The sequence below is a fragment of the Pseudomonas sp. P39-UII1 genome (genome assembly GCF_039672635.1).
Classification (GTDB): Bacteria; Pseudomonadota; Gammaproteobacteria; order Pseudomonadales; family Pseudomonadaceae; genus Aquipseudomonas.
Genome location: NZ_JBDFPP010000021.1, coordinates 34,078 through 52,354 on the forward strand (window position 1 = coordinate 34,078; position 18,277 = coordinate 52,354).

At 63.3% G+C, this 18,277-nt stretch carries 14 protein-coding genes; 8 read left to right on the forward strand and 6 right to left on the reverse strand.

All coding sequences use genetic code 11. The features are described 5' to 3' along the window. Positions 1 to 50: 50 nt before the first annotated feature. The 4 genes from pabB to ABEH27_RS21305 all read right to left on the reverse strand — a co-directional run bounded on the left by pabB (position 51) and on the right by ABEH27_RS21305 (position 4,687). Complete coding sequence (pabB, locus tag ABEH27_RS21290; RefSeq protein WP_346615455.1) at positions 51 to 1,394, reverse strand: aminodeoxychorismate synthase component I; 1,344 nt, start codon at positions 1,392 to 1,394, stop codon at positions 51 to 53. 235 nt (positions 1,395 to 1,629) lie between these two features. Next, on the reverse strand, positions 1,630 to 2,610 hold the full coding sequence (locus tag ABEH27_RS21295) for an alpha-L-glutamate ligase-like protein (RefSeq protein WP_346615456.1): 981 nt from the start codon (positions 2,608 to 2,610) through the stop codon (positions 1,630 to 1,632). Beyond that, a complete protein-coding gene (locus ABEH27_RS21300) occupies positions 2,610 to 4,145 on the reverse strand; it encodes an inactive transglutaminase family protein (protein ID WP_346615457.1) in 1,536 nt (511 codons plus the stop codon). Before ABEH27_RS21300 ends, ABEH27_RS21295 begins: the two co-directional genes overlap by 1 nt. A 5-nt stretch (positions 4,146 to 4,150) precedes the next feature. Next, positions 4,151 to 4,687 carry an ATP-dependent zinc protease gene (locus ABEH27_RS21305; protein WP_346615458.1) on the reverse strand — a complete coding sequence of 179 codons (537 nt, stop codon included), beginning with the start codon at positions 4,685 to 4,687 and terminating at the stop codon, positions 4,151 to 4,153. Positions 4,688 to 4,981: 294 nt separating this feature from the next. Between ABEH27_RS21305 and ABEH27_RS21310 the strand changes: the two genes are divergently transcribed. From ABEH27_RS21310 to prpD, 6 genes are all read left to right on the forward strand, one after another. Next, on the forward strand, positions 4,982 to 5,698 hold the full coding sequence (locus ABEH27_RS21310) for a GntR family transcriptional regulator (RefSeq protein WP_346615459.1): 717 nt from the start codon (positions 4,982 to 4,984) through the stop codon (positions 5,696 to 5,698). Continuing rightward, on the forward strand, positions 5,695 to 6,585 hold the full coding sequence (gene prpB, locus ABEH27_RS21315) for a methylisocitrate lyase (protein WP_346615460.1): 891 nt from the start codon (positions 5,695 to 5,697) through the stop codon (positions 6,583 to 6,585). Before ABEH27_RS21310 ends, prpB begins: the two co-directional genes overlap by 4 nt. Positions 6,586 to 6,753: 168 nt before the next feature. Beyond that, a complete protein-coding gene (prpC, locus tag ABEH27_RS21320; protein ID WP_346615461.1) occupies positions 6,754 to 7,881 on the forward strand; it encodes a 2-methylcitrate synthase in 1,128 nt (375 codons plus the stop codon). Positions 7,882 to 8,005: 124 nt separating this feature from the next. Further along, positions 8,006 to 10,594, forward strand: coding sequence for a Fe/S-dependent 2-methylisocitrate dehydratase AcnD (gene acnD, locus ABEH27_RS21325; RefSeq protein ID WP_346615462.1), 2,589 nt, complete (start codon positions 8,006 to 8,008; stop codon positions 10,592 to 10,594). Positions 10,595 to 10,753: 159 nt separating this feature from the next. After that, positions 10,754 to 11,944, forward strand: coding sequence for a 2-methylaconitate cis-trans isomerase PrpF (gene prpF / locus ABEH27_RS21330; RefSeq protein ID WP_346615463.1), 1,191 nt, complete (start codon positions 10,754 to 10,756; stop codon positions 11,942 to 11,944). A 66-nt stretch (positions 11,945 to 12,010) separates the two neighbouring features. Beyond that, positions 12,011 to 13,495: a 2-methylcitrate dehydratase gene (prpD, locus tag ABEH27_RS21335; RefSeq protein ID WP_346615464.1), complete on the forward strand. Its 1,485-nt coding sequence runs from the start codon at positions 12,011 to 12,013 to the stop codon at positions 13,493 to 13,495. 85 nt (positions 13,496 to 13,580) lie between these two features. Here the strand turns inward: prpD and acnB are convergent, their stop codons facing one another. After that, positions 13,581 to 16,190, reverse strand: a complete 2,610-nt coding sequence (acnB, locus tag ABEH27_RS21340) for a bifunctional aconitate hydratase 2/2-methylisocitrate dehydratase (RefSeq protein WP_346615488.1) — start codon at positions 16,188 to 16,190, stop codon at positions 13,581 to 13,583. A gap of 405 nt (positions 16,191 to 16,595) precedes the next feature. Between acnB and ABEH27_RS21345 the strand changes: the two genes are divergently transcribed. Together ABEH27_RS21345 and ABEH27_RS21350 are read left to right on the forward strand one after the other, a co-directional pair. After that, positions 16,596 to 17,063, forward strand: a complete 468-nt coding sequence (locus tag ABEH27_RS21345; RefSeq protein ID WP_161773445.1) for a DUF1289 domain-containing protein — start codon at positions 16,596 to 16,598, stop codon at positions 17,061 to 17,063. A 67-nt stretch (positions 17,064 to 17,130) separates the two neighbouring features. Continuing rightward, positions 17,131 to 17,892, forward strand: a complete 762-nt coding sequence (locus ABEH27_RS21350) for a hypothetical protein (RefSeq protein WP_346615465.1) — start codon at positions 17,131 to 17,133, stop codon at positions 17,890 to 17,892. 27 nt (positions 17,893 to 17,919) lie between these two features. Here the strand turns inward: ABEH27_RS21350 and queD are convergent, their stop codons facing one another. After that, positions 17,920 to 18,276, reverse strand: a complete 357-nt coding sequence (queD, locus tag ABEH27_RS21355) for a 6-carboxytetrahydropterin synthase QueD (protein WP_056800268.1) — start codon at positions 18,274 to 18,276, stop codon at positions 17,920 to 17,922. Position 18,277 lies beyond the last annotated feature (1 nt).

Below are 18,277 nucleotides of genomic sequence, written 5' to 3' on the forward strand. Positions count from 1 at the left end.
GCGCTCGTAATGAGGTGATGGTAACAAAAAATGGCGGAGTAGACGCCGCCTCAGAGGCTTTGCAGGGTTTCCATCAGCACCCGCACCTTGGCAATCGACTCCTCGTATTCCGACTGCCAGTCGGAGTCCGCGACCACTGCGCCGCCGCCCCAGCAACTGACCTGGCCATCCTTCACCAGCAAGCTGCGAATGGCGATGGAGCTGTCCATTTCGCCGCGCACATCCACGTACAGCAGCGAGCCGCAATACAGCGCGCGGCGGCTGGGCTCCAGTTCATCGATGATCTGCATGGCGCGGATTTTCGGTGCCCCGGTGATCGAGCCACCGGGGAAGCTGTCGCCGATCAGGTCCAGTACGTCCTTGTCGCTGGCCAGTTGGCCGGTGATGCTGCTGACCAGGTGATGCACGTTGGGGTAGCTTTCCAGGCTGAACAGCTCGGGCACTTTCACCGAACCGATCTGGCAGGTGCGGCCCAGGTCGTTGCGCAGCAGGTCGACGATCATCAGGTTTTCCGAACGATCCTTGGGGCTGTGGCGCAGCTCCTCGGCGTTGCGCGCATCGATGGCCGGGTCGGCCGAGCGCGGGCGAGTGCCCTTGATCGGCCGGGTTTCCACCTGGCCTTGGCTGACGCGGATGAAGCGTTCTGGGGAGAAGCTCAGCAGTGCGCTGCCGTCGGCCAGTTGCTGGTAGCCGGAGAATGGCGTCGGGCAGGCTTTGCGCAGGGCCTGGTAGGCGCGCCACGGGTCACCTTTGCAGGGGGCGCGGAAGCGTTGCGTCAGGTTGATCTGGTAGCAGTCGCCGGCCTGGATATAGCGCTGTACGTGATCGAATGCCGCCTGATAGTGCTCGGGCTGCAGATCGCCTTGCATCGGCGCGAGCAAGTTGAAATCGCCAGCCGTAGCGCTGTCGGATGCTTCGAACAGGGCGATCAGGCGTTCGCGTTCTTCAGTGGCAAGGCCAGGGTGGAACACCAGCTGGCTGGTACCCAGAAGATGGTCGGTGACCAGCGCCCAAGCGTACAGCCCCAGTTGGGCGTCGGGCAGGCCCAGGTCGTCCACGGCCAGGCTGGGCAGATGCTCCAGGCGGCGGCCGAAGTCGTAGCTCAGGTAGCCGATCAGGCCGCCGGCAAACGGCAGCTCGATACCGTCGGGCAGCTGCGCGTCGCCCAGTTGCTGCAGGCCGTCACGCAGGCGCTGCAGGAAGGCGCGGCCCGTTTCGCCGGGCTGGGCCTGCAGGTGTTGCAGTGGCCAGGCGCTGAGCAGGTCGAAGCGGCCTCGCTCGGCGCCGGGGCGGGCGCTGTCGAGCAAGATCGCCCCGGGCGCCTGGCGCAGGCGGGCGAAATAGGCGGCAGGGTCGGGCTGGTAGGGCAGGGGGTAAAGCGTGCAGGTCGGCATCAGTGTGGACGGCGATGTAAAAGCGAGGAGGGCGATTGTAGACCTGTGCAGGAAATGCGCCTAGCACTGGGCGCGACATTCAACCATTGGGTTGCGGCCCGGGGCTGCTTTGCAGCCCCTTCGCGGGGCAAGCCCGCGCTCACAAGTACAGCGTGCACCTTTGGCGCAACACCCTACCTGTGGGGGCGGGCTTGCCCCGCGAAGGGCTCGCGAAGCGGGCCCCGTCGTTACTGGCTCAGCGCGGATGCACGTGGCCGAACAGGCTCTGTGTCACGCGCACGCGCTGCTCGGCATCCTCGGTCACACCCTCCTTGGCCAGTGCCTCGATGTGTGCTTCGATGGCATGGGTGCGCTGGGTCAGCCCGGTGTCGTTGGCGATCTGGATGTTCAGGCCAGGGCGGGCGTTGAGTTCGAGAATCAGCGGCCCTTTGTCCTGGTCCAGCACCATGTCCACGCCGATGTAGCCCAGGCCGCACAGCTCATAGCAGCCAGCTGCCAGCTTCATGAAGCCGTCCCAGTTCGGCAGTTGCACGCCGTCCACCGCATTGGTGGTGTCCGGGTGCTTGCTGATGATGTTGTTCAGCCAGGTGCCGCGCAGGGTCACGCCAGTGGCCAGGTCCACACCCACGCCGATGGCGCCTTGGTGCAGGTTGGCCTTGCCGCCGGACTGGCGGGTCGGCAGGCGCAGCATGGCCATGACCGGGTAGCCCATCAGCACGATGATGCGGATATCCGGTACGCCTTCGTAACTGATGCTCTTGAAGATCTGATCGGGGGTTACCCGGTATTCGATCAGCGCGCGGTCGCGGTGCCCGCCCAGCGAGTACAGGCCGGTGAGGATGCTCGAGACCTGGTGCTCGATTTCCTCGTGGCTGATGATCTTGCCCGAGACGGTGCGGTAACGATCTTCGAAGCGGTCGGCAATCACCAGAATGCCGTCACCGCCGGCGCCTTGGGCCGGCTTGATGACGAAGTCGTTGCGCCCGCCGATGATCTCGTGAAGTTTGTCGATCTGCTTCTCGGTCTCGATCACGCCGTACATTTCCGGCACGTGAATGCCGGCGGCCAGTGCGCGCTCCTTGGTGATGATCTTGTCGTCGACGATCGGGTACAGGCTGCGCTTGTTGTACTTCAGTACATAGTCCGCGTTGCGCCGATTGATCCCCATGATGCCCCGGGCCTCCAGGGCTTTCCACGTCTTGATCAGGCCAAACATCAGGCGTCAGCCTTCTTCAGGAATGCCTTGAAGCGCACCAGCTCGGTCAGGCGGTAGCCGCGGTAACGGCCCATCGCCAGCATGAAGCCCACCAGAATCAGCAGCACCGCCGGGAAGGTGAAGACGAAGTACACCAGCTCCGGCACCATCATCAGCAGGTGCGCGAGCGACGCGGCGAACAGGGTGCCGATGGCCACTTTCATGGCATGGCCGCCACCGCGTTCTTCCCAGGTGATCGACAGGCGTTCGATGGTCATGGTCAGAATCACCATCGGGAACAGCGCCACCGACAGGCCGCGCTCCAGGCCCAGCTTGTGGCTGAACAGGCTGATGGCGGCAATCAGCACCACGACGAAGGTCAGCACCACCGACAGGCGTGGCAGCATCTGCAGCTTGAGGTGCTCGAGGTAGGACCGTAACGACAGGCCCAACGCCGTGATCACCGTGAACAACACGATGCCGAAGCCCAGTTGCGTCTCACGGAAGGCCAGGGCGATCAGCACAGGGGTGAAGGTGCCCAGCGTCTGAATACCGATCAGGTTGCGCAGCACCAGGATCACCAGCACGCCGATCGGGATCATCACCATGATCATGAAGGTCTGCTGGGTTTGCAGCGGCAAGCCGTACAGCGAGTATTCGAGGAAGTCGGCGTCGGTGTTCTCGTCGGTCAGCTTGGCCAGGCGGATGGCGTTCATCTCGCTGTTGTTCATGCTGAAGGTGACGTTGGCTTTCTTGCCGCCATCGACGGTGATCAGGTTATCGTCACCGGTCCACCACAGCAGGCGGTCGCTGGGCAGGCCCTGCTCGCCGGTGTCCGGGTTGAAGTAGAGCCAGTCGTTGCCGTTGAAGCTGCGCAGCCACAGCTCAGGGGTTTGCGGCGTATCGGCGACCAGGCGGATGGTGTGGACCTTCTCCATCGGCACGTGGGCGATCGACAGCAGCAGGTCGATGACCTGGGCCTTTTTCATCGACGAGGTGTCGCCGGCCAGCAGCAGCTTGACGTTGTCGTCGTTGAGGTTGTTGACCCGCTTGATGGTCTCGCTGACGAAGGTTTCGACGTCGGCCGAATGCTGGCGGATAGGCGCCATCAGGGCTTCGGCAGCGATCTTCTCGGGGCCTTCGACCGCCAGGCTGTCACGGAAGGTCGGGCCTTTGACGGTGGTCTTTTCGGTGCTGTAGCGCTTGGTCAGCACCAGGCGGTAGTAGAGGGTCTGGTTGCCGCTGGCGCGGCGGGCCGACCAGGTCACCTTGCGGTTGCCATCGGCACGGTTGACGCTGACCCCGTAGTTGTTGGAGATGAAGCTCTCGTTGAGGCTGACGTAGTCGCGGTTCAGCGGCGGCACGAACATCTGTACCTTGACCGGGTCCTTGGTGCTGGCGACGAACTCGACCTTGGCGTCGATGTTCCACAGGTCGTCGGTTTCGTCCTCGGTCACCGGGATGCCGAGGAAGAAGATCTGATAAGCCGTGACCGCCACGCCCAGCAACACCAGTACGGTGATCAGGACTTTCAGATGGAGGGTAAGAGAGCGCATCGGGATTACTCTGCTTTAGGAGCGTCGGTGGCACAGGCAGGTTTGCCGGCCGCGTATTTAAGGCTTGGGTCGACCAGCGCGTCGAAGTGCTTGAGCGCCTCGGAACCGATCAGCAGCGGGAACTGGAACGCGCTGCGGTCGGTGAGGTTGACTTCGATGGTGCGCAGGGCCTGGCCCATGCAGATTTCGAGTTCAATGACCGGCCGGGCGGTATAGGCCTTGCCCGATTCCGAATCATAGTCGCCAGCGCGGCGCTTGATCTTGCTGACCCTGGCCAGCGGGCGTTCGATCGGGTGCGAATGGGCGGCGTCGATGGCCAGGTAGAAGCGCACCCAGCTCTCACCGTTGCGCTTGAAGCGCTTGATGTCGCGGGCACTCAAGGACGCGGTCTTGGCACCGGTGTCGAGCTTGGCGGCCACCTCGAGGTCCAGGTCGCCAAGGCGGGCGTATTCGTTGAGACCGTATACGGTCTTGCCCGCCGCCTGGCCAAGGGCCGGCAGCAGGGTGAGGCATAACAGCAATAAAACGGGTGTAAGTCTCATAGTCCTGGCGCGGTGCTGTGCAAGATTCGGGGCAAGGCGACTGGCAGGTACTGCGCAAGCTTCCTCGGTTCATCTGTCAACAACATGAATAAATGACAGATACGCTATCCATACTCCGTTGGAGGCGCGGCATTCTATCACGCCGATGTCTTGACGCCAGCGCATCGCGATCAGACAGCGCGCGCAGCGGGTTAGTTCGCTCTTAGACGATTGTCGACAATGTTCATTTTGTCTTTGACGGGAAGCGCGGTATTCGCTAGTTTCTGCTCAAGCGATTAGCAAGGTGTCGACAATATGCTGGACCTCAGCAACCCCAGCCCTGCTCTGGCAGACGAAACGGAAACCCTGTCCGAGAATGTCTTCCGGCGTATTCAGGCGGCCATCGTCAAGGGTGAGATCGCCCCGGGCAGCAAGATCTCCGAGCCGGAGCTGGCGCGCACCTATGGCATCAGCCGTGGCCCGCTGCGCGAGGCCATCCACCGCCTGGAAGGCCAGCGCCTGCTGGTGCGGGTGCCGCATGTGGGGGCCCGAGTGGTGTCGCTGAACCACGCCGAGCTGATCGAGCTATACGAAATTCGCGAATCGCTGGAAGGCATGGCGTGCCGCCTGGCTGCCGAGCGCATGAGCCAGGGCGACATCGACGAGCTGCGCCGGGTGCTCGACACCCACGAGCGCGACGCCGCGTTCCAGGCCGGGCTGGGCTATTACCAGCAAGAGGGCGACTACGACTTCCATTACCGGATCATCCAGGGCAGCGGTAACCAGACCCTGGTCAAGATGCTCTGCGGCGAGCTCTACCAGCTGGTGCGCATGTACCGCATCCAGTTCTCCGCCACGCCCAACCGCCCGCGCCAGGCCTTTGCCGAGCACCACCGTATTCTCGATGCCATCGCTGATCGTGACGGCGAGCTGGCCGAACTCCTGATGCGCCGCCACATCGGCGCGTCCAAGCGCAATATCGAGCGTCACTATCTGGACGCCAACAACAATAGCCCACGAGGTGAGAAATGACTGTGAAGAGCACCCCCGGTCAGCGTTTCCGCGACGCCGTTGCCGCCGAACACCCCCTGCAAGTGGTTGGTGCGATCAACGCCAACCATGCGTTGCTGGCCAAGCGCGCCGGCTTCAAGGCCATCTACCTGTCTGGGGGCGGTGTCGCGGCAGGCTCCCTGGGCCTGCCGGACCTGGGCATCACCGGCCTTGATGACGTACTGACCGACGTGCGCCGCATCACCGATGTCTGCGACCTGCCGCTGCTGGTGGACGTCGACACCGGCTTTGGCGCCTCGGCCTTCAACGTTGCGCGTACCGTGCGCTCCATGTGCAAGTTCGGCGCTGCCGCCATCCACATCGAAGACCAGGTAGGCGCCAAGCGTTGTGGCCACCGGCCAAACAAGGAGATTGTCAGCCAGCAGGAGATGGTCGACCGGATCAAGGCGGCGGTGGATGCCCGTACCGATGACAGCTTCGTGATCATGGCGCGTACCGATGCCCTGGCCGTCGAAGGCCTGAATGCCGCGCTGGACCGCGCCGCCGCCTGCATCGAGGCCGGTGCCGACATGATTTTCCCGGAAGCCATCACTGAACTCTCGATGTACAAGACCTTCGCCGACCGGGTGAAGGCGCCTATCCTGGCCAACATCACCGAATTCGGTGCCACGCCGCTGTACACCACCGAAGAGCTCGCGGCGGTCGATGTGTCGCTGGTGCTGTACCCGCTGTCGGCCTTCCGCGCCATGAACAAGGCAGCCGAGAATGTCTACACCGCGCTGCGCCGCGACGGCACGCAGAAGAACGTGATCGACACCATGCAGACCCGCATGGAGCTCTACGATGCCATTGGTTACCACGCGTTCGAACAGAGCCTCGATGCCCTGTTTGCGCAGAAAAAAGGTTGAGCCAGTGCTGGCCCCATCGCCGGCAAGCCGGGTCCCACAGGTAGGGCGCCAAGCTTGAGCCTTGCACAGCGTGTTATGGGAGCCGGCTTGCCAGCGACAGGGCCGGTACAGGCGACCCGAATTTAGCCAGAAAGATATCCATAACAAATTCAAGAAAGGAGAAACACCATGGCCGAAGCAAAAGTACTCAGTGGCGCAGGCCTGCGTGGCCAGGTGGCCGGCCAGACCGCACTGTCGACCGTCGGCCAGGCCGGTGCCGGCCTGACCTACCGGGGTTATGACGTGCGCGACCTGGCGGCTGCAGCCGAATTTGAAGAAGTCGCCTACCTGCTGCTGTACGGCGAGCTGCCGACCCAGGCCGAGCTGGCTGACTACAAGCACAAGCTCAAAGGCCTGCGCGACCTGCCTCAGGCCCTGAAGGAAGTGCTCGAGCGCATTCCGCGCGACGCCCACCCGATGGACGTGATGCGCACCGGTTGCTCGGTGCTGGGTACCCTGGAGCCGGAGCTGACCTTCGAGGCCCAACGCGACAAGACCGACCGCCTGCTCGCCCTGTTCCCGGCGGTGATGTGCTACTGGTACCGCTTCACCCACCACGGTGTGCGCATTGACTGCACCAGCGACGAAGACACCCTCGGCGGCCACTTCCTGCATTTGCTGCACGGCAAGAAGCCAAGTGAACTGCACGTCAAGGTGATGAACGTATCCTTGATCCTCTACGCCGAGCACGAGTTCAACGCCTCGACCTTCACCGCCCGCGTTTGCGCCTCGACCCTGTCCGACCTGTACTCCTGTGTCACGGCCGCCATCGGTTCGCTGCGCGGCCCGCTGCACGGCGGCGCCAACGAGGCGGCGATGGAGCTGATCGAGCGCTTCCAGTCCCCGCAGGAGGCCACCGCCGAGCTGCTGCGCATGCTTGAGCGCAAGGACAAGATCATGGGCTTTGGCCACGCCATCTACAAAGAGTCCGACCCGCGCAACGAGGTGATCAAGGGCTGGTCGAAGCAGCTGGCCGACGAGGTGGGTGACAAGGTGCTTTACCCGGTTTCCGAGGCCATCGACAAGACCATGTGGGAGCAGAAGCGCCTGTTCCCCAACGCCGATTTCTACCATGCCTCGGCGTACCACTTCATGGGCATCCCGACCAAGCTGTTTACCCCGATCTTCGTCTGCTCGCGCCTGACCGGCTGGGCGGCGCATGTGTTCGAGCAGCGCGCCAACAACCGCATCATCCGCCCGAGCGCCGAATATGTCGGCGTCGAACAGCGCCAGTTCGTGCCAATCGAGCAGCGCTAAGTTGCAGGCCTTCGCGATCCAGGGCTGTTCCCCTGTGGGAGCGGCCTTGTGTCGCGAAAGGGGCGCTTAGCGCCCCCAATGGCCCGAACTGCCACCGATTACCGTGACCGAGCCCGATAATTATATGAACACCGCACACCGCAAAGCCCTGCCAGGCACCGCCCTGGACTATTTCGACGCCCGCGCCGCGGTCGAGGCAATCAAGCCCGGCGCCTACGACAGCCTGCCGTACACCTCCCGCGTGCTGGCCGAAAACCTGGTGCGCCGCTGCGACCCGGCAACGCTCGATGCCTCGCTGGGCCAGCTGATCGAGCGCAAGCGCGACCTCGACTTCCCCTGGTTCCCGGCCCGCGTGGTGTGCCACGACATCCTCGGCCAGACCGCACTGGTGGACCTCGCCGGCCTGCGTGATGCCATCGCCGACAAAGGCGGTGACCCGGCCGCAGTCAACCCGGTGGTGCCGGTGCAGCTGATCGTCGACCACTCGCTGGCCGTCGAGTGCGGTGGTTTCGATCCGCAGGCGTTCGACAAGAACCGCGCCATCGAAGACCGTCGCAACGAGGACCGCTTCCACTTCATCAACTGGACCAAGAAAGCGTTCAAGAACGTCGACGTGATCCAGCCCGGCAACGGCATCATGCACCAGATCAACCTGGAGAAAATGTCGCCGGTGATCCACAGCGACCGTGGCGTTGCCTACCCCGACACCTGCGTCGGCACCGACAGCCACACCCCGCACGTCGACGCCCTGGGTGTAATCGCCATCGGCGTAGGCGGCCTTGAAGCTGAAAACGTCATGCTGGGCCGCGCCTCGTGGATGCGCCTGCCGGAAATCGTCGGCGTCGAGCTGGGCGGCAAGCTGGCGCCGAACATCACCGCCACCGACCTGGTGCTGGCCCTGACCGAGTTTCTGCGCAAGCAGAAGGTGGTGGGTGCCTACCTCGAGTTCTACGGCGAAGGCGCGCGTGCCCTTACCCTCGGCGACCGCGCGACCATCTCCAACATGGCGCCGGAATATGGCGCCACTGCAGCGATGTTCGCCATCGACCAGCAGACCATCGACTACCTCAAGCTGACCGGCCGTGAAGAACAGCAGGTCAACCTGGTCGAAACCTACGCCAAGGCCACCGGCCTGTGGGCTGACGCCCTGGCCAACGCCGAGTACGAGCGGGTGCTGCACTTCGACCTGTCGAGCGTGGTGCGCAACATGGCCGGGCCGTCCAACCCGCACGCCCGGGTGGCCACCAGCGACTTGGCGGCCAAGGGCATTGCCGGCGCATGGCAAGACGTGCCAGGGCAGATGCCGGACGGCGCGGTGATCATCGCCGCCATTACCAGCTGCACCAACACCAGCAACCCGCGCAACGTGATTGCCGCCGGCCTGCTGGCGCGCAACGCCAACAAGCTCGGCCTGGCCCGCAAGCCGTGGGTCAAGTCGTCGCTGGCGCCGGGCTCCAAGGCTGTGCAGCTGTACCTTGAAGAAGCCGGCCTGGAAAAAGAGCTGGAGCAACTGGGCTTCGGCATCGTCGCGTTCGCTTGCACCACCTGCAACGGCATGTCCGGTGCGCTGGACCCGGTGATCCAGCAGGAGATCATCGACCGCGACCTGTACGCTACCGCCGTGCTGTCGGGCAACCGCAACTTCGACGGGCGCATCCACCCGTACGCCAAGCAGGCGTTCCTCGCATCGCCGCCGCTGGTGGTGGCCTATGCCATCGCCGGCACCATCCGTTTCGACATCGAGAAGGATGTGCTGGGCGTGGTCGATGGCAAGCAAATCCGCCTGAAGGACATCTGGCCGAGCGATGAAGAGATCGACGCGGTGGTGCGCGCTGCGGTCAAGCCGGAGCAGTTCCGCAAGGTCTACATCCCGATGTTCGCCATCGAGGAAGACCGTGGCCCGAAAGTCGCACCGCTGTACGACTGGCGCCCGATGAGCACCTACATTCGCCGCCCACCTTACTGGGAGGGTGCCTTGGCCGGTGAGCGCAGCCTGCGCGGCATGCGCCCGCTGGCGGTGCTGCCGGACAACATCACCACCGACCACCTGTCGCCCTCCAACGCCATCATGCTCGACAGCGCCGCTGGCGAATACCTGGCGAAAATGGGCCTGCCGGAAGAGGACTTCAACTCCTACGCCACCCACCGCGGCGACCACCTGACCGCGCAGCGTGCCACCTTCGCCAACCCCAAGCTGTTCAACGAAATGGTGCGCAAGGACGACGGCAGCGTGAAGCAGGGGTCGCTGGCGCGCATCGAGCCGGAAGGCAAAGTGACCCGCATGTGGGAAGCCATCGAAACCTACATGCAGCGCAAGCAGCCGCTGATCATCGTTGCCGGTGCCGACTACGGTCAGGGTTCATCGCGCGACTGGGCGGCCAAGGGCGTGCGCCTGGCGGGTGTCGAGGCGATCGTGGCCGAGGGCTTCGAGCGCATTCACCGCACCAACCTGGTGGGCATGGGCGTGCTGCCGCTGGAGTTCCAGGCGGGTACCGATCGCAAGACCCTGGGCCTGGATGGCAGCGAAACCTATGACGTGCTCGGTGAGCGCAAGCCGCGTGCAACGCTGACGCTGGTGGTGACCCGCCGTAATGGTGAGCGGGTCGAGGTGCCGGTGACCTGCCGGCTGGATACCGCCGAGGAAGTCTCGATCTACGAGGCGGGTGGGGTGCTTCAGCGCTTTGCCCAGGACTTCCTCGAAGCTTCGGCCTGAGTGGTTGGGGCTGCTTCGCAGCCCATCGCCGGCAAGCCGGCTCCTACACCTGCAGCGTTGTTTCGAAGCTTGCGCCGCACCTGTAGGAGCCGGCTTGCCGGCGATGGGCCGCGCAGCGGCCCCAAGGCATATTGCACTTTCGAACAGGACAGCACAGCAATGGCACACGCACCCCAAATCAAGATTCCCGCCACCTACATCCGCGGCGGCACCAGCAAAGGCGTGTTCTTCCGCCTGCAGGACCTCCCCGAACAGGCCCGGGCCCCCGGCCCGGCCCGCGACGCACTGCTGCTGCGCGTCATCGGCAGTCCCGACCCTTACGCCAAGCAGATCGACGGCATGGGTGGCGCCACCTCCAGCACCAGCAAAGCCGTGATCCTCTCGCCCAGCAGCAAGCCCGAACACGACGTTGACTACCTGTTCGGCCAGGTCGCCATCGACAAGGCCTTCGTTGACTGGAGTGGCAACTGCGGCAACCTGTCCGCCGCCGTTGGCGCGTTCGCCATCAGCAGCGGCCTGGTCGACCCGGCGCGCATTCCGCGCAATGGCGTGGCCACGGTGCGCATCTGGCAGGCCAACATCGGCAAGACCATCATCGCCCACGTGCCGATCACCGGAGGTGAGGTGCAGGAAACCGGCGACTTCGAGCTCGACGGTGTGACGTTCCCGGCGGCTGAAGTGCAGCTTGAGTTCCTTGACCCGGCCGCCGACGAAGACGGTGGCGGTGGGGCGATGTTCCCCACCGGTAACCTGGTGGACGACCTGGAGGTGCCTGGCATCGGCACGTTCAAGGCCACCCTGATCAATGCGGGTATCCCGACCATTTTCGTCAATGCCGCCGATATCGGTTACACCGGCACCGAACTGCAGGACGCCATCAACGGTGATGCCCAGGCGCTGACGCGCTTCGAGACCATACGTGCCTACGGCGCCGTGCGCATGGGCTTGATCGAGCATGTCGACCAGGCTGCCGGGCGTCAGCACACGCCGAAGGTGGCTTTCGTTGCGCCGCCAAGCACCTACACTGCGTCCAGTGGCAAGGCGGTTGCGGTGGCTGACATCGACCTGCTGGTGCGCGCATTGTCCATGGGCAAGCTGCACCACGCGATGATGGGCACCGCCGCTGTGGCCATCGGTACCGCTGCTGCCATCCCTGGCACACTGGTCAACCTCGCTGCAGGCGGGGGCGAGCGCAGTGCCGTGCGCTTTGGTCATCCCTCCGGCACGCTGCGGGTTGGCGCCGAGGCTCGCCAGGTGAAGGGTGAATGGACGGTGACCAAGGCAATCATGAGCCGTAGTGCTCGCGTGCTGATGGAAGGCTGGGTGAGGGTGCCTGGCGATAGCTTCTGAGGCATCACTGCGCTTGGCTTTGGATGAGTGGGGCCGCTTGCGGCCCTGAATTCACAGGAGCTGCATATGAGCGCCAACGTAGACCTGAACGAGCGCCCTGACTACGACCAGGTGCTGCAAACCCTTGCCGACTATGTGCTCAGCTATCGGGTGGAGTCGCCCGAAGCGCTGGACACTGCGCGCAATTGCCTGATTGACACCCTGGGCTGCGGCCTGCTGGCCCTGCGCTTCCCTGAGTGCACCAAGCACCTCGGGCCGCTGGTGGAAGGCACCGTGGTGCCCAATGGGGCCCGCGTGCCTGGCACCAGCTACCGCCTGGACCCGGTCAAGGCTGCCTGGGACATCGGCTGCACGGTGCGCTGGCTGGATTACAACGACACCTGGCTGGCCGCCGAGTGGGCCCACCCTTCGGATAACCTGGGCGGCATCCTGGCCGTGGCCGATCACCTTTCGCAAAAGCACGTGGCAAACGGTGAAGCCCCGCTGCTGATGCGCGAAGTGCTCGAAGCCATGGTCATGGCGCATGAGATTCAGGGCGTGCTGGCGCTGGAAAATTCATTCAACCGGGTGGGCCTCGACCACGTAGTGCTGGTCAAGGTGGCGTCCACCGCGGTGTGCGCCAAGCTGACGGGCGCCAACCGCGAACAACTGCTCTCGGCCTTGTCCCATGCCTTCGTCGATGGCCAGGCGCTGCGCACCTACCGCCATGCGCCGAATGCCGGCTCGCGCAAGTCGTGGGCTGCAGGTGATGCTTCGAGCCGGGGAGTGCGCCTGGCCGATATCGCGCTGCGGGGCGAGATGGGTGTGCCTGGCGTGCTGACGGCGCCGCAGTGGGGGTTTTACGACGTGTCCTTCAGCCACACCAACAAGGACCTGGCGCTCAAGCCTTCCGCCCAACAAACACTTAAGTTGCCGCAACCCTTGGCCAGCTACGTGATGGAAAACGTGTTGTTCAAGGTCAGCTTCGCGGCGGAGTTCCACGCCCAGACTGCCTGCGAGGCTGCGGTGAGCCTGCACCCGCAGGTGCGCAATCGCCTGCATGAAGTCGACCGCATCATCATCACCACCCAGGAGTCGGCGATCCGCATCATCTCCAAGGTCGGTGCGTTGGCCAACGCCGCCGACCGTGACCATTGCCTGCAATACATGGTGGCGGTGCCACTGATTTTTGGTTACCTGGTGGCAGAGCATTACGAGGACGCTTTTCACGCGGCCCACCCGAGCATCGACCGCTTGCGCGAAAAAATGGAAGTGGTGGAGGACCTGCGGTTCACCCGTGAGTACCTGGAGGCGGACAAGCGCTCCATCGCCAATGGTTTGCAGGTGTTTTTCAAGGATGGCAGCAGCACCGAGCAGGTGGTGGTGGAGTACCCGGTTGGGCACCGGCGCCGGCGCGGGGAGGGCATACCGCTGTTGGAGGCGAAGTTCAGGGAGAACCTGGCGACGCGGTTTGCGCGGCAGCGCTGTCAGCAGATCTTCGAACTGTGCACGGACCAGCAGAAGCTCGAGGCTACGGCGGTGCACCGGTTTGTGGACTTGTTTGTGATTTGAGGTTGCGTTGCCCCGCGAAGAGGCCTGAAAGAGTAATAAAAAACCCCAGCATCTCTGCCGGGGTTTTTTTACAGCTTACGGCTACTTACGCTTGAACAACCGGGATCTTGGCGTTGGCCGCAGCCTCGCGGAACTCGGCGATCTGGTCGAAGCTCAGGTAGCGGTAGACGTCGGCAGCCATGCTGTCGATGTCTTTGGCGTACTGCATGTACTCTTCGACGGTCGGCAGCTTGCCGATGATCGAAGCGACAGCAGCCAGCTCGGCCGATGCCAGGTACACGTTGGTCGCGTCGCCCAGGCGGTTCGGGAAGTTACGGGTCGAAGTGGAAACCACGGTCGAACCGGTCTGCACACGTGCCTGGTTACCCATGCACAGCGAGCAGCCTGGCATTTCCATGCGCGCACCGGCCTTGCCGTAGATGCCGTAGTAGCCTTCTTCGGTCAGCTGGTGAGCGTCCATCTTGGTTGGCGGAGCCAGCCACAGACGGGTAGGGATGCCACCCTTGACCTTCTCCAGCAGCTTGCCGGCAGCGCGGAAGTGGCCGATGTTGGTCATGCACGAACCGATGAACACTTCGTCGATCTTCTCGCCCTGTACCGAAGACAGCAGGCGGGCATCGTCCGGGTCGTTTGGCGCGCAGAGCACAGGCTCCTTGACGTCGGCCAGGTCGATTTCGATGATTTCAGCGTACTCGGCATCGGCGTCGGCCGACAGCAGCTCAGGGTTGGCCAGCCAGGCTTCCATGGCCTGGGCGCGACGCTCCAGGGTGCGTGGGTCGCCGTAGCCTTCGCCGATCATCCAGCGCAGCAGGGTGATGTTGGACTGCAGGTACTCGGCGATGGCCTTTTCCGGCAGCTTGATGGTGCAGCCGGCAGCGGAACGCTCGGCCGAGGCGTCGGACAGCTCGAATGCTTGCTCGACGGTCAGTTCGTCCAGGCCTTCGATTTCCAGGATGCGGCCGGAGAAGGCGTTTTTCTTGCCCTTCTTCTCGACGGTCAGCAGGCCCTTCTGGATGGCGTAGTAAGGGATGGCATGTACCAGGTCACGCAGGGTGATGCCCGGTTGCAGTTTGCCCTTGAAGCGCACCAGGATCGACTCTGGCATGTCCAGCGGCATGACGCCGGTGGCGGCAGCGAAGGCCACCAGGCCGGAGCCGGCCGGGAACGAGATGCCGATCGGGAAGCGGGTGTGCGAGTCACCACCGGTACCGACGGTGTCCGGCATCAGCATGCGGTTCAGCCAGCTGTGGATGATGCCGTCGCCTGGGCGCAGCGACACGCCGCCACGGGTGCGGATGAAGTCTGGCAGGGTGTGGTGGGTGGTGACGTCGATCGGCTTCGGATAGGCCGCGGTGTGGCAGAACGACTGCATCACCAGGTCAGCGGAGAAGCCCAGGCACGCCAGGTCTTTCAGCTCGTCGCGGGTCATCGGGCCAGTGGTGTCCTGGGAACCGACGGTGGTCATCTTCGGCTCGCAGTAGGCACCTGGGCGCACGCCTTGGCCTTCTGGCAGGCCGCACGCACGGCCGACCATCTTCTGCGCCAGGGTGAAGCCCTTGGTCGAAGCGGCAGGCTGCTCCGGTTTCTTGAACAGATCGACAGGGCCCAGGCCCAGCTCGGCACGGGCTTTTTCGGTCAGGCCACGGCCAACGATCAGCGGGATACGACCACCAGCGCGGACTTCGTCCAGCAGCACTTCGGTTTTCAGTTCGAAGTGGGTGACCAGCTCATCGCTGCCATGGCGGCGCACTTCACCTTTGTACGGGTACACGTCGATGACGTCGCCCATGGCCAGGTTGGTGCAGTCGAATTCGATCGGCAGGGCGCCGGCGTCTTCCATGGTGTTGTAGAAGATCGGGGCGATCTTGGTGCCGAAGCAGAAACCGCCGGCGCGCTTGTTCGGCACGTACGGGATGTCGTCGCCGAAGAACCACAGCACCGAGTTGGTGGCGGATTTACGCGACGAACCGGTACCGACCACGTCACCGACGTAGGCGACCGGGAAGCCTTTGGCCCTTACCGCTTCGATCTGCTTCAGTGGGCCGACCGAGCCTGGTTGCTCTGGTTCGATGCCGTCACGGGCCATTTTCAGCATGGCCAGGGCGTGCAGCGGGATGTCAGGGCGCGACCAGGCGTCTGGCGCAGGGGACAGGTCGTCGGTGTTGGTTTCGCCAGGCACCTTGAACACGGTCAGGGTGTACTTGTCGGCGATGGCAGGGCGCGAGGTGAACCACTCGCCAGCAGCCCAGGATTCCAGCACGGCCTTGGCGTGGACGTTGCCCGCCTTGGCTTTTTCGGCCACGTCGTGGAAGGCATCGAACATCAGCAGGGTGTGCTTGAGCTTTTCGGCCGCGACGGCGCCCAGTTCGGCGTCATCCAGCAGCGCGACCAGCGTTTCGATGTTGTAGCCGCCCTGCATGGTGCCCAGCAGCTCGGTGGCGAGCTTGCGGTCGATCAGCGGGGACTTGGCTTCGCCCTTGGCCACGGCGGAGAGGAAAGCGGCCTTGACGTAGGCAGCTTCATCGACCCCTGGTGGTACGCGGTTGGTGATCAGGTCTACGAGGAAGGCTTCTTCGCCGGCTGGCGGGTTTTTCAGCAGCTCGACCAGGCCTGCAGTTTGTTCGGCGTTCAGCGGCTGGGGCACGATACCCAGGGCGGCACGCTCTTCGATGTGTTTGCGGTAGGCTTCAAGCACAGTTATTACCCTCATCAGTGGTCCCTAAAGGGAGTCCGGGACGCTCATCCAGCATTCTCTGCACCCATGCGCAATCACGGCTTCTTGGGCCGCCCAGCCAGGGTCGCAGAGAATCCTTACAGAAGCTGCTTTCAAAGTTTTACGCCTGCAGAACGGGGAGCTGATGAGGGCTGGCGCGGGCATGCGAGGGTGCATGGCCCGGGCCAACGCCGTTCTACCGGATTAACTGTGCTCGTGACGCTTTGAAAACAGCTTCCAACGGACATTGTTGCCTTGAAAAGGCGGGATGATTCTACGGCAAATTGTCGCGGAAGGTAAGGCGGCGAACATGACTTTAACGAGTGACCGTGGTTAGACAAAGGGCTAACATGGGCCTGTGTTCCACCGCCAAGCCGTTGTTTTTTCATGTCCAACCAATCCATCAAGACCCCTTGCGTCGGCCTTTGCTCCACGGTGTATGGAGACACGGTGTGCCGTGGCTGCAAGCGTTTCCACCATGAAGTGATCCACTGGAATGGCTATGACGAGGCGCAGAAGCGCGCTGTGTGGCTGCGCCTGGAGCAGCTGCTGGCGCAGGTGATGATGGCCAAGCTGGAAGTGTTCGACAAAGGCTTGCTGCGCCAGCAGCTGCAGCAGCGTTCGATCCGTTTTGTCGAGCAGCAGTCCGAATACTGCTGGGCGTATCAGCTGATTGCCCGCGGGGCGCGGATGATTCGCGACCTGGAGGCCTATGGGATGGCCTTGATGCCTGAATTCCGCGATTGGGATCTGCCGCAGTTGCGCGATGCCATCGACCGCGAATTCTTCCTGCTGTCCGAGGCGCATTACCAGCGCTATATAGCCCCTGCCTTCCTGCGTGCCGAGCTGAGGTAAGCCTTCTTCCTGCTCCATGCATTGAAAAGGCGCCATTGTGCGTTTTTATCGAGCGTATGGAGTACCGATGATGGCGAACCTGTATTTTGAACCGCTGCTGAGTTTTACCGCGACATGCCGCTGGCAATTGCTGGATGCACCGTTGCGGGCTGCCCAGTTTGACGATAATGAAATTACCCGGCCGTTCTGGGCCGAATTCGATGATTGGAACGGTGACGATGGTTGGCTGATGACCAGCCTGGACTACGGCGAAGAAATGTTGCAATCCTTCCTGCTTGACCAGCTGTGGCCCGGCGAGGGTCGTCAGCGTGCGTTTTGTGACAGTTTCTGGTTTGGTGTCTATCGACTTGCAACAGGCTTCGTTTACGAGATCCGCCCGGCATATGAGGGCAATAACGTGGACCGCTGGCCTTCACTGCAATACTGGCTCGACGTCAGTCGCAACGGTTACCTGGGCTTTTACTCGGCGGGCTCGGATGCCGGTGTGCTCAAGGACGACCCGCCCAGGCTTGCGTTGCGAGACCCCTTCGGGACATCCGTGGCGCTACCCGTCGACTCGCCTATCGATCTGGATACGGTACTGTACGAGCTGACCGCCGGGCGACAAACGCCACTGTGGCACATCCCTGGCCTGGATCCGCAGCGGCTGCAAGAAGGGCAATTGTTCTTGAACATGAAGCTCTACAGCGCGGACGGTCGGCAAGTGAGGCGAAAGGTCGAGCAGGTTGCATACCTTAACAACCGTCGCGGCGAGCGTGGCCAGTTCAGCCTGCAGGTATCCAACCCTTGCGTGCCTCCTCACCCTCGCCCGCTCGTTGCCAAACCTTGACCCCGTGCTCGGTTAGCGCGGCGCCAATCAATCGCCGCTGTATTCGCAGCCGCTGGTGCAGGTTTCATGAATACGCACCTTCGACAACTCCGGCAGCAGCGGCTTGACCTGGTCCCAGATCCACTTGGCGATCACTTCGCTGGTAGGGTTTTCAAGGCCAGGGATATCGTTCAGGTAGTTATGGTCCAGCTGCTCGTAGATCGGCTTGAAGATCGCCTTGATTTCAGAGAAGTCGCGTATCCAGCCGGTGTGCGGGTCGAGCGGGCCGGTCAGGTGCAGGCCGACCTTGAACGAGTGGCCGTGCAGGCGGCCACATTTGTGGCCAGCCGGGACGTGGGGCAGGCGGTGGGCCGATTCGAATGTAAATTCCTTGAAGATTTCCACT